The sequence below is a fragment of the Psychrobacter immobilis genome (assembly GCF_904846185.1).
Taxonomy (GTDB): Bacteria; Pseudomonadota; Gammaproteobacteria; order Pseudomonadales; family Moraxellaceae; genus Psychrobacter; species Psychrobacter immobilis_B.
The window spans coordinates 62,421-75,381 of sequence record NZ_CAJGZQ010000020.1; the positions used below are offsets into that span (position 1 = coordinate 62,421).

The 12,961-nt window shown below is 42.4% G+C and carries 10 protein-coding genes; 8 read left to right on the forward strand and 2 right to left on the reverse strand.

The window, feature by feature from the left end; genetic code table 11:
- Positions 1-32 precede the first annotated feature (32 nt).
- Positions 33-1,316 carry a TerD family protein gene (locus JMW94_RS11295; RefSeq protein WP_201604470.1) on the reverse strand — a complete coding sequence of 428 codons (1,284 nt, stop codon included), beginning with the start codon at positions 1,314-1,316 and terminating at the stop codon, positions 33-35.
- Positions 1,317-1,647: 331 nt separating this feature from the next.
- Between JMW94_RS11295 and JMW94_RS11300 the strand changes: the two genes are divergently transcribed.
- The 7 genes from JMW94_RS11300 to JMW94_RS11330 all read left to right on the forward strand — a co-directional run bounded on the left by JMW94_RS11300 (position 1,648) and on the right by JMW94_RS11330 (position 10,398).
- Positions 1,648-2,805, forward strand: coding sequence for an ATP-grasp domain-containing protein (locus JMW94_RS11300; RefSeq protein ID WP_201604471.1), 1,158 nt, complete (start codon positions 1,648-1,650; stop codon positions 2,803-2,805).
- Between the two features lie 87 nt (positions 2,806-2,892).
- A complete protein-coding gene (locus tag JMW94_RS11305; protein WP_201604472.1) occupies positions 2,893-4,137 on the forward strand; it encodes a trypsin-like peptidase domain-containing protein in 1,245 nt (414 codons plus the stop codon).
- Positions 4,138-4,535: 398 nt separating this feature from the next.
- Complete coding sequence (locus JMW94_RS11310; RefSeq protein ID WP_201604473.1) at positions 4,536-5,609, forward strand: J domain-containing protein; 1,074 nt, start codon at positions 4,536-4,538, stop codon at positions 5,607-5,609.
- Positions 5,610-5,655: 46 nt separating this feature from the next.
- Positions 5,656-6,939 carry a phosphoribosyltransferase domain-containing protein gene (locus JMW94_RS11315; RefSeq protein WP_201604474.1) on the forward strand — a complete coding sequence of 428 codons (1,284 nt, stop codon included), beginning with the start codon at positions 5,656-5,658 and terminating at the stop codon, positions 6,937-6,939.
- Positions 6,940-7,061: 122 nt separating this feature from the next.
- Positions 7,062-7,883 (forward strand): HAD hydrolase family protein, encoded by an 822-nt coding sequence (locus tag JMW94_RS11320; RefSeq protein ID WP_201604475.1) that lies wholly within the window; start codon positions 7,062-7,064, stop codon positions 7,881-7,883.
- Positions 7,884-7,938: 55 nt separating this feature from the next.
- Entirely contained in the window at positions 7,939-9,120 is a 1,182-nt protein-coding gene (locus JMW94_RS11325; protein ID WP_201604476.1) for a cysteine protease StiP domain-containing protein, read from the forward strand.
- A 213-nt stretch (positions 9,121-9,333) separates the two neighbouring features.
- The gene (locus tag JMW94_RS11330; protein ID WP_201604477.1) at positions 9,334-10,398 is read left to right on the forward strand and encodes an HpcH/HpaI aldolase/citrate lyase family protein; all 1,065 of its coding nucleotides are present in this window, start codon (positions 9,334-9,336) and stop codon (positions 10,396-10,398) included.
- A 211-nt stretch (positions 10,399-10,609) separates the two neighbouring features.
- Here the strand turns inward: JMW94_RS11330 and JMW94_RS11335 are convergent, their stop codons facing one another.
- Positions 10,610-11,422, reverse strand: coding sequence for an alpha/beta fold hydrolase (locus JMW94_RS11335; RefSeq protein ID WP_201604478.1), 813 nt, complete (start codon positions 11,420-11,422; stop codon positions 10,610-10,612).
- Between the two features lie 471 nt (positions 11,423-11,893).
- Here JMW94_RS11335 and JMW94_RS11340 point away from each other — a divergent pair, with 471 nt between their 5' ends.
- Positions 11,894-12,691 carry an enoyl-CoA hydratase/isomerase family protein gene (locus tag JMW94_RS11340; protein ID WP_201604479.1) on the forward strand — a complete coding sequence of 266 codons (798 nt, stop codon included), beginning with the start codon at positions 11,894-11,896 and terminating at the stop codon, positions 12,689-12,691.
- The last annotated feature ends 270 nt before the right edge of the window (positions 12,692-12,961 follow it).

Genomic DNA, 12,961 nt, shown 5'->3' on the forward strand with positions numbered 1-12,961 from the left:
TTTACATGTGCAAAAGAATATTTTTAAAGCTGTTACTTAGTCCCTCGCTTCCAGCTAAAGCCCCAGTTAAAGGCTTTATCCATCTCTTGATGTCCTTTAAAATACTGGTTAATACGTTCAACGTTGATACTACCTTGCTGATTGACCAGACGCGCAATCGCACACATTGGCAAATTACCTGTCCCTTCTGTAAGACGTGTCTCAATCGGTGGCTGATCGGGCACATGAATGGTCACCACTCCATCGGTTTGCGCCCAATTTGGTGCACCTTCATAGATGAAAGCAAAGATAAACACCTCTTCTATCTGCGACCACTGCTGACCGTTAATATCTAGCCACTCACCGCCGCTGACTTGTCCCGTTCTATCATCAGCACGCAAACACACGTAAGGCGCTGACTGTAAACTACCAAAACGATTGCCCAAGGCTTGAATCAGTGTTTTTTCACCATTTTTTAGATGAATCATCGCCCCAACATCAAGGTCAATACCGCCAGCTTTATGTTGTTTGAAAAGATCGCCTAACAAGCCTTTTTTGGGTGCTTGCTGATTGGCAGTCGAATTTTGGTTCCAGTTTAAGTTGACAGAGATTTTACCAAAGTCATCACGTTTCTTTAGGTTGATGCTAGACTGATTTTTGGTTAAAGTGATTTTGCTTAGGTTAATTGACGGATTTGGAGAAGCTGTAGGAATTGGCGGCGGCGTGCTTATTTGAGGTGCACTACCTGCTTTCTGCGTACTAATTGGGCGCTGCGTATTGATGGGCTGAGCTTGTGACTGGTCTTGTACAGGGCTTTGAGCGGGCGCTTCATCAGCAATTTCAACACCAAAATGCTCAGACAAAGGCTTCAGCCCTCCTTCAAAACCTTGAGCAATAAAACGAAACTTCCAGCTACCTTGGCGGCGATAACATTCCGCTAAAATAATCGCTTTTTCATTACGTCCAGCTGCACTTAATTGGCAAGTCATCAGCACTTGGCTGCCTTGCAATACCTGGATATCGACATCGCCAACTTGAGCAAGCGTCTGCGCACTAGAAAACGCTAATGCTATCTTCTCGATATTTGCAGGCTGCGCAGGTAAATTAATATCAAAAAACCCATCGCTATCATGACCACGGAAACTCACACTGCCATCATCGCTACGTGTCTGCCCATAAAATATCATGTCGCCATCGCCGCGTACTTTACCGTCAGTTGTCAGGCGATATGCCGCGCAATCGACTGCACTTTGGCTTAAAATACGAATGCTAATATGATCTGTTGGCAGTGGCGCATTGGCACCCGCAATCAGTTGTTGAGGTTGGATTTGGCTCATCATACATCCTTTGAATTATTTATTATGTGCGTGTGTTTGTTATGCTAATAATTGTCATATAGTAGCATGGATGGCCGCTGATTTTTAAAGCGTACGACCGTTCAATAACGTGCCAATGACCCTAAAAAATATTTTTACAAATCCTTCATGCTATTTTGTCAGCAGCATTTATAACGCTTAGCATTTGTATATAATAGCCCCTACTATTAGCAATATTACGGCTTGTTTTTTTGATTGCTGTTTGAGGCTTGCTTATATTCCTGATGGTGTTGCGATGACGATAGTGAATTATTCAATTATATCTAAAACCTACGATAATGCTGAGAGAATTATGAAAATCCCTGCTAACGATAACGATCATACAACATCAACTGCCGCGTCACCTGCCGTTTGGTTAGCTGAAGGTCAGTCAAGCCAGCGTGATATGTTAGCCAGCCTGCAAACCCTAAAAAATCATGCTGATACTCAATTCAACATTATCGCTTCACACCGCCACAATAGACCTGAAATTTTTGAATTTGCTGATAGCGTTTACCGCGAGCCTTCTACTAGCACCGCAGATAACGATGAACAAACAGTGCTGGAATCTGTTGAGCCATTGATGCCGCGGTGGCAGTTTGTGTTAGAACAAGCGCAGAAAAACAATGTAAAAGTGTTGCTCACTGGACGCAATGGTATTGATTACGAAGACAAGCGTGAGGCGTTTAACGCGGCTGGCATTCGTTTATTGACGGGTGCAACGAGTGTGGCAGCGTTAGAAGTGATAGATGATAAGTTTGCCTTTATGCAACAGTGTCATGAGCATGATATTCCCGTTGCCGAGGCATGGCGCTTTGATAACGTCGCAGAGCTTGAGGCGTTACTTGACATATATGGTGATCAACCCTTATGTGTCAAACCGGTCACGGGTATCTTTGCACAAGGGTTTTGGCGACTGGGCAAAGAAGTAGGTGAGCAATACGATAGCTTTGAGCATTTATACTTTACCGAAGAGAAAAAAATAAATACCACGCAATTTATCAATGCCTATGCAAACAGCCTAATGGTGCAGGAACGCCCAATTCCCATGCTGCTAATGCCTTACTTGTCAGGGCAAGAGTACTCTATCGATGTCGTCTGTGAATATGGCGAAGTGCTGGCTGCTGTCACCCGTTATAAAACGGGGAAAATTCAGCATATCGGCTACGAGCAAGCGGTCATGGATGTCGTCATTCCACTCATAAAAGCCTTTGGCTGCGATGGCATCGTCAGTGTCCAAACCAAAGCCGATGATGACGGTCAGCACCGTGTGCTTGAGATTAATAGTCGCCCTTCTGGTGGCATTGATTACACCACCCATAGCGGTGTGGATTTAACCCAAGTTGGATTTGCCTATTGGCTGGGCTTAACCGATAAACCGATACTGGCTGATATCGCGCAACAAATAACCCCCTGCCAAGTACGCTCTATTATGGTCGGTGTAAAAGTTGAAGAAGACATCACTGAATAAGTCAAAATAATAATATAAAAAGCTGATGGCAATGAATCGACAATAATACATCCATGGCAACCGAATATATTCAAGAAGAGGCAAACGATGACAGCACAAACCACGTTAGTGTTAGGGGCAAATACGGTCATCGCGACAGCGAATTGTTCGGTCGCCTTTGCAACGACAGATCAGTCAAAGTTTGGCGAGCAGCTTGGGCTATTATGGCTACCTTTGGATGAGCATCGCAAAGCCGCTTGTAGTCCTGCTTATCTTCATGAACCGAAGGAATGGGCGCAGCTCAATAGCAAAGATGATCCAAATGCATGGCAATTGGATTTGCCTGCATTGTTTGATAAACAAGGTGCAAGCTTTTTACAACTGATTGCTTATGTTTATCATGAGCCAAGCCTAAACTTACCTGCCGTTGAATTGAGCAAGGTAAACTTAACCCTCAATGAGGGCGATATTTGTTATGAATTTACCGCAAGCGAGCACCATGTCAAGGCGGCGATCATATTAGAGATATACCGACGCAATGGACAATTTAAATGCCGTGCCCTTGGTGAAAGCTCCACCCAAGGACTGGCAAGTCTTGAGCATCATGTACAAGTGAGCCTTGATATGCGTCCGCCAGATACGCATGCCCTTATCCAAGATGCCCAGCGCGCACAGCAGCAAGGTTATCCTAACAGTGACGCACGTCCGCCCAGACAAGTTCAGTCTGGTGAAACTTGGACAGGGACAGCGTTTGCTATCGATCCCTATCATTTACTGACTTGTTATCATGTCATTGAATCGGCGGTGATGATTGGTGTGCGTCAGCAAGGGCAGCCCGATCGTGAAGCGCAAGTGGTACTCAGCGATATCGGTAGTGATTCAGCCATTATTAGAGTAAGCGAGCCGCTGCCAAGTTATTTACCCTTAGCACAGCGTTGTACTGATAATTTAGGTGAAACCATCACCACCTTGGGATTTCCGTTATCAGGATTGAGTAGCCAATTACAAGTAACGCAAGGCTGCATCTCAGGACTGACAGGGTTTGGCGATGATATTCGCTATCTGCAATTTACTGCGCCTATTCAGCCAGGCTCTAGTGGCAGCCCTTTATTACTGCCGACTGGCGAAGTTATCGGCATGGTAACGTCCAGCCTCGTCCATGAGCATGCACAAAATATGAACTATGCGGTGAAATTTCAGTTATTATCCGCCCTACTCGCGAGCGCCGGAATCAGTTTAGATAATTCATCTGGCTCATATGGCATGTCACGCACGACAGCTGCGCCGCTGACTACGCCGCAATTAAGCAAACAAAGTCGCGGTGCTTTGTGGTTGGTAGGTTGTCAGGGTTAATGATTCACTATAGTGTCGACAAACCTTGAATAAATACATCTAAACACTTGATTTATTTAGTAGTTGATTATTTCGATACGCGCTATCATAATAACCCGGCTTAGAAATAACAAGTGTTGAGCTACACCATATTTTTAAGATTTTAACCCTGATAAAATCCAACTTAAATAATTAGAAAGTTATAGTTACCCAATTTTTAAAAGCATACACTGCTACCCAAATGAGTTTTTAGCAATCTTTATCTGCGTAGGTCCAGCAAGCACAGAGCATTAATTCTAGTAGCATGTGATAATACTTGCACTTTTTTGATTTCAATATATATATATACAAAGCAAAAATTTTAGTACAAATGTAAAAAAAATCTAATAAAAATTAATAACTAAAGTAAGCCAATAGATATGATTTATATAATAATTTTAGTTGCTGTTTTTTTCATAATAGGTGCTTTGTCAAATGATGATGAAAGTGTTTCAGATAATACTGCCACTAGAAACTATTCCTACACTACGAAGCTAGAGGGCAAGTATCTACACTTAAGTATGGATACTATTCCTTATGGAACAGAAGTTGTTATTCTTGAACTTGCTTATCAAGGACAAAATGTAAAAAGTTATTATGATATTTTTAATGATGAAGAAGGCAACTTTATAACTGGTGCTCGCAATAACGATAATAATGGTCCTTACTCAATAAGTGTACCTATCAATGCTTTAATTTTGCCTAGAAATAAAGACATCACCTTAGAGTTTAATATTACGCTTTTAAAAGATGGCGTTATTCTCGATAAACTCAAATCTCAAGAGGAAATTCGTATAAGCTCTAGCTCTTTTTTACTTATGGAATGGTTCATTCCTACAATAAAAATTTTGGCTTACTACTCCATAAAAAAAGGTGATTCTAATGATTCAAAATCTTGGTCCAAAGACAATATTAAAGTTATCAAAAATGTTTTTTCAAATCACATAGAAAACAATCCAGAAGAACGAGATTTTTTAAAAAATCAAATGAAAATTTTATCAGGTACTTCAATAGATTTGAGAGAATGTGTTAAGGATTTCAATAATAGAGCAAATACTACTAACGACAAGAATACTATTTTCTATGCATCAGCTCGAATAATAATCAATAACTTAGAGTCAGGAAAATGGTTGCATATAGAAAAAGGTCTAGCAGAGATTAAAAATCTGAGCAAATTAATGGGCATTAGCAATGAAATATTAGAGGATGTTTACTCTGGTTTTGAAGCCCTTAAAAACCAAGACGAACCTACAGAAGCTTCTGATAATCTAAAAGCATTAAAAGTTCTTGGTTTGTTAGAAGGAGCTACTATCGAAGAAATGCGTAGAGCTTATAGGTTAAAGATCAAAGACTTTCATCCTGACAAATACACTCACTTACCTGAATCTGTGAAACTGGTACTTCAAGAAAAAGCTCAAGAACTAAACCTTGCAAAAGAAACACTACGATTTTAGCACTCAATAACGTTGAAACCTTTATATGACTACAAACAGTATTTCCATGAAAAAAAGCTATGTCTGCACCATTACCCTACCACGCGGCAATCTTGATTTAACCTATCAAACCAATTCAGCCACTACGAAAAATGGGGCAGAACCAAGTAACGATTATCAATTAGAAGACTTACTTGGATTTGCACAACGCATTAACCCAAAACGTGCCTTTTTGTTTGTCTCAAAAGTCTTAGGTCGCCATATTCCAGTCACGCCTAGCACCATGCGTCATGCTTTTACGGATTTGGCAAACCTAGTACCAGATGATTTGCCTAAACCCATTTTGGTTATTGGTATGGCCGAAACTGCCGTTGGCTTATCTGCTGGCGTACACCAAGCGCTACAAACTCGCTATCCAAACGCTTTATTGCTTAACTCTACCCGTCATGCGCAACATGATGGCAATCATGACAAAAACAGCCACTCTTTATTGACTACGTTTAGCGAAGATCACAGTCATGCCAGCCAGCACTTAATTTATCAAAGTGCAGATACAGTAACCCAAGCGCAGCTACTAGCGAGCAAAACCTTGATTATGGTGGATGATGAAGCGTCAACGGGCAATACTTGCGTCAATGTAGTCACCGCCCTCCGTAACGCAGGTCTTGACCAGTTACAGCAAGTCCATCTGACCACTTTGGTCGATTGGTCATTAAATCAGAACCAGAGTCACGCAAACGCCGATGACTCTATCGCGACGCGCTTATCAAATATCGAATTTCATCGTCATCACCTACTATCTGGCGCGTGGCAATGGACGGATGCGCCTAATCCTGAGCCGATTACCATGCCATCGGTCGATACCACTGAGGCTGGCAGCCATACGCTAGGTGATACTGGCAATTGGGGGCGCCTACCAACCCTTGACAGCACCGATGGCTTTGAGAATTACCTTTTGAAGTTTCAAGCTGCCTTTAACGTTTTTAATCAGCGAGCTCAATTTGAGAAAGAACAGTTTGATAAAAAGCAGTTGCCCAAGCGGATATTAGTACTGGGCAGTAATGAGTTTGTTTGGTTGCCGTTTTTATTAGCGGAATGGCTTGAGACGCAAACTCAAAACTCTACCGTTAAGTTTAGTGCGTTAACGCGCTCGCCGATTGCGCTTGGTGGGGCGATTACTACGATGCTCAGTTTTAGCGATAACTATGGGCTTGGTATGACCAACTTTGCTTATAATATTGAGCCTAGCGATTGGGACTTGATTGTCTTGTGCGTGGAAACATCGGCGGATAGCGTCGATGAGATGTGGAAAGATTTGGATAATGTGTTGGTGGTGAGTCCGACGCTTTAAGCTGCTTTATAAAAGTTAGCTTACCAAGGCTATCTTATAAAAGCTGTCCTATTAAAACTATCCTTTAAATCCTACTTTGTTTCTTATATCTAACCCTTACGCACGCTTTTATGGCAAATACTATGACTAGCCCATTTTTTCAAGCCAATCCCGATATTATTAAACCTTATGCGTTGATAGATTTGGACGATACACTTTTTCAAACCCAACGTAAAATCGATACGTGGGATTTACCTACTGCTGAAGCCAAAAACTTAGTTTGTGCCACGATCAACAAACAAGGTGAGCCGTTAAGTTTTATGAGTCAGCGTCAAGCCGCATTCTTTAATTGGTTACTAGCTAGCACTGATCTAATCGTAGTGACAGCACGCGATCGCAGTGAAATAAAACGCGTTAAGCTGCCTTTTGATAGTTGGCAGGTCTTAACACACGGTGCCATTATTCTTGATAGAGACGGTGCGCTACAAGCCCAGTGGCAACAGCGTATGCATAGTCAGCTTGCACCACTACAGGATAAGTTGCAGCAGCTTAGCCAATTATTTGCCAATCACAGTAAAAATGACAATAGCCAGCTGGTATTTACACCGCATATCGATCACTTTAATAATGGTTCTGCTAATGAAAAATTGACTATTTACCTGGCTATTAAGCATGGACAAAAAGACCATCAAGCGCTAGTAGAGCTCGCTAAAAAGTTACCAACGTTAATACGTGATTTTGAGCAAGATTTTTATGTGCATGTGAATGCCAATAATCTGGCGATATTGCCGCACGCGGTTCATAAATGCCATGCAGTACAGTTCTTATTAGACCAGCATTTAGACCATCAGCGTCCAAGCTTTGGTTTTGGTGATAGCTTGGCCGATTTACCATTTTTGCAATTGCTTGACTGGTACGGCATGCCCAATCATGGTCAGCTACATGAGCGCTTTAGCTCGCAATAGTTTTTAAATAACAACAATAGTAGTAGAACTCATTTTTGTAAGTAGAAACCATCTTATGACCCATCCTCTAACGAACCCAAATATTCAAAAAACACAGGAATACGGCTCGGGCAGCTACCTTGCCAGCGATGTGACCGTACTGCTTGATATCGTTGATAAAGACGCGGTTGCTGATGTACCCGTCAGCCAAAAAGAAGCGCTGATCCAAAGCGGTCAGCGCCATTATTCAGATATGTTAACCTTAGAGAATGCGCCAACTGCCATGCATGAGCAATTGTATCAGCAGGCATTAGCGCAAGGTACAACCAGAACCGCAACTGATATCGCTAACTTGGCTTATACGCTACATCATATTTTTCAGCAAACGGTAAGTACTGAACGTCCATTAATATTAGTCAGCTTGGTACGCGCAGGTTTACCCATTGGCGTATTGTTGCAGCGGGCATTAGCAGATGCTGATAGCAGCTATGCGTTGCCAAGTGTGCATTATGGTATCAGTATCATTCGCGATCGCGGACTTGATCCAGTCGCGCTGCAGATGATATTGGCTGCTCATCCAGACAGCACCATCATATTTGTCGACGGCTGGACGGGCAAAGGGGCAATTTATCAAGAGCTGGCTCGCAGCTTAGACGCCTTTAGTGACCCTAATCATCCAAATTTTGCCAATATTTTCCATCAAGGTGAGAATGTTATTCCGCTACTGACCCTTGCTGACCCCGCAGGCGTTGCTTGGTTGGCGGCAAGTGAGGAAGATTGGCTGATTCCATCAGGGTTATTAAACAGCACGGTATCTGGGCTGATATCACGCAGCTTATATACCGAGCCGCAATCGGGGCTACATCGTAGCGTCTTTTATGATAACTTGGTTGCGGTAGACCATAGCCTAGCCTTTGTTGATCATATTGATAGCACGCGGCGTGCATTAGCCCCATCTTTGCAATGCTTGCCGACGTTTCAGCAGCCGCGCTATCAGACAGCTGCTTTAATCGACAAGCTGGCAGCAGACTACGATATCACCAATCGTAACCGCATTAAGCCAACGATTGCAGAGGCAACACGGGCGATATTGCGCCGTGACCCTGAACGCATACTATTAGCCAGCGCTGATCATCCTGATACCATACTGCTAAGACATTTATGTGCCCAGCGAAATATCATTGTTAGTGTATTAGGTGATAAAATACATCCCTATCAAGCCATCACGCTTATCAAGCAACGTAGCGAAGACCATTAATCATTGCTACACTCGCGGTTTTTATAAACCAGACCCGTCTCAAACTCAAAGTAGCGAAAGAAAAAAGTAAAACTACTCCTTCTTGTCGGCTAAACGAATTTGACATTACCAAACGTATTTTTGGGTTTGCGGTCATTGCTGCTGAGCCATGCCACTTGATGACACCTCTTAGATTTCATACCCATTCACTTATCACTATTGATGATGCCAATTATGTCAGATATGCAAAACAACGAGTCTACTCTTTATCAAAACACCCAGTCTTACGCTCACCTTATTACTGAGCGTCATGCGATGCTCAAACCACATGCGCATCACCCGTATCAGTTGGGGGCTAGCCTATACATGCCAGCAACTCGCCAAGATATTTGGCAAGTCATTAAGCGTGATAAATTACCAACGATTAATAGCATTATCATCTGTTTAGAAGATGCGGTTAGCCATAATGATGTTGAGCTGGCACTTGAGCGCTTGCAAACGTTGCTGCATACATGGGCGCCGCATGTCGATAGTATCAATGACCCATCAAAACATGCCGATATTCAGATTGAGCAACCAACACGCCCGCTGGTATTTATACGCCCGCGTCATCCAGCGATGTTAGAGCAGCTATCAGGTTTTGCCCATATCGATTTGATTGATGGCTTTGTCATGCCAAAAGTCGATATGTATAGCCTATCCAATTGGCGTATGGCCTGTCAAAATCTGAGTACTGAGCAACTATTGATGCCGACGCTTGAAACCGCAGCGTTATTTAATCCGCATCATAATCAGGAATTGGCCATTGGTTTTAAAGAAGCTTTTAGCCAGCCTGTATTTGCCTTACGTATCGGCGGCAATGATTTGTTTGCAGCATTGCGTTTGCGACGTCCCAAAAACAGCATCGTTTATGATACCCCTATCGGCACCCTTGCCTATCAGCTGCTCGGCTGCTTTGTGCCGCATGGCTTTTATTTAACAGCGCCTGTCTTTGAATATTTGGATCAGCCAACGCTATTTATGCAAGAGCTAACCCGCGATGTTAGCTTAGGATTGGTCGGCAAAACAGTCATTCATCCAAGCCAAATTGCGCTGGTGCAACAAGCCTATTGCGTACCATTGAGCATTTTAGATGAGGCGCAAGCAATCTTGCATAGCGAGGCAAAAGCGGTGTTTAAATATAATAATACTATGCTAGAGCCTGCTACCCATCGCGCGTGGGCAACAGAAATCGTCAATCGTGCCGAGGCATGTGGCACTCTTGATGACGGCAATAATGACTATACGGCACGGTTATAAATAAAAATCTTAAGGTTAATAAGGCATGTCCTCAACCTGAACGAAAGCGCCTAAGTTTCAAATCAATATTTCAAATGCACTCTCTTACATGCGTTTAATAGAAAAGCCGTTATCACATTAAAGATAACGGCTTTTTTAGCACAAAGGTTCCATCACTCTATTACTATTAAAACGATGCCTTATTTAGGGCTATTTCAAGACCAACTCAAAACTAGACACAGTCTGCTAAAAAGGTGTTAATCACTCGATTGACCTGCTCAGGCTCTTCTACGGTGGCGGTATGACCAGCGCCCTTGATCACTGCCAATTTAGACCCTGCTATCGCAAAATGCATACGTTCAGCCTTTGAATAAGGGGTTGCTGTGTCCTCATCACCGACCACAATTAATGTCGGCACCGTAATACTTCCTAGCTGATCGTAGGTGCCTGACCGCTCAATGACACCCATGGTTGCCTTAATGACTCCGCCTTTGCGATTGCCTTGTAGCATCGTTAACCACTGCTTACGATCAGACTTACGCAACTTATCTGTCAAAAAAGTATTGCCAAACATAATAGGCATGACCTTGTTACTCACGCGTTTGAGACCCAACCAACGAATGGCTTTGACCAGCTTACGATACTGCGGCACGTTTTTGGGATCTTCAGGATCAGCAGAAGTCTCTAACAGGGTAAGCGACAGCAATAGCTCAGGGCGTTTGATTGCGACACGCTGGGCGACAAACCCGCCCATCGACAACCCTAACAAATGGCACTTATGAATATTTAGTGCCTCTAATAATGCCAATGTATCCTCGGTTAAGGTTTCCATATCATAGCCAGACTTGGTTATTTCAGACTGACCTTGTCCTCGAAAATCAAACGTAATACAGCGATAACCGGCTTTAAAATACTCAACTTGCTTGTCAAATAGGTGCGTATTCCACAGCAGACCGTGGGCAAATACCATGATGGGTTTTTGCTTATCGTTTGGCGCGCTGTCTTCATAATAAAGTTCAACATTATTGACATGAATAATTGGCATAACCACTTCCTTGTTGGTTTAATAAATAAAAAATCAGTCTTTAAAACCTGCCTTCTAGAGCGTGTCTTCATTTTAAAAATGGTGAAAAAAATAAGATAAATTGCCGCCAAACAAGGAAAATAGCACAAATAATATCGAGATATTCATCAGCTAGTTGACGCAGTTTGGCAAAATTTAGCCATTTTTAGCCCATGTAGAGAATGCTCGATTGAATTGAGGACATACCTTAGCATAATTCAACCTTTCTACAGATAGTAGCCTTATTTTTGAATGGTAGGTTTCATAATTTTAGCAATATGATAGCAGCAAAAAACACCATACCTGAATCATGTCTTAAGCGCGCACACATCCTGCTTTTATAATAAGCTCAAACTGCTATAGTATTTGGCATTGCATTATTTGTCACATTTACTGCCAATAGCTAGTGTTACCAAAAACGTTTTACAGAAAACTCAATCAAGGATATCAACCATGTCACACCCTCTCGTCGAATATCAAGTAGAAAACCATATCGCAATCATCACGATGAACGATCCCAAAACACTGAATGCCTTTAGCACAGTGCTAAAAGATGCCATGATGAACGCACTAACGAATGCAGACGAAGACAAAGACGTCAGAGTCATCATCCTGCAAGGCGCAGGCAATAACTTTTCAAGTGGCGGTCATATCGGTGAGATGTTAGAAAACGGCATGGAAAGCGAGGCGCTGTCGAATAAGCTAAATTTCATGGTTGGCGAAGTCGCTGAGATTAGCTTAAAGTTGCGTAATATCCATAAGCCTATTATCGCCAAATTAGAAGGCGCAGTGGCAGGTGCTGGCATGAACTTGGCACTGACTTGTGATTTTCGCATAGCCGCTGACAATGCCAAATTTGTGCAAGCCTTTGTCAATATCGGTCTAATACCAGATGCTGGTGGCATTTATTTACTGAATCAATTGATCGGTGTGGCAAAAACCACGGAGATGGTCATGCTTGGCGATAAACTCAAAGCGGAAGATATGGCACGCTTAAACTTGGTTAATGATGTGGTCAGTAGCGACGAGCTTGATGCTAGCGTATTGGCATTGGCAACGCGCCTGAGCAATCTGCCCGGAAAAGCATTGGCATCAATGAAGCATATGATTAATACGCACGCTTATATGGGTCTCAATGAAGCGCTCGATATGGAAGTGGATCAACAGACCATGCTTGCTAAAACGGATGATTTTAAAGAAGGTATTACCGCCTTTATGGAAAAACGTAAGCCAGTTTATCAAGGTAAATAATAACCTGATCACACTCTATTTTGCGCTATCATCAAAAAGGCTGCCTAATAGCAGCCTTTTTTTAGGTCATACGATATCAAGAAAATTCCGTATTAAACATATCTTTAAGTAACACTTTTAACTCTTAAGAATCAGAAGCTGCCTTATATAGTCAGTCTTTTATAAATAAGATACAATACTTTTAAAATAAGCGACACGGCAGAAGAATACATGACCTATTCAGCAGACTTTCGAGCGCAAGTGATCAAAAGTGTCCAAAACAAAGACATG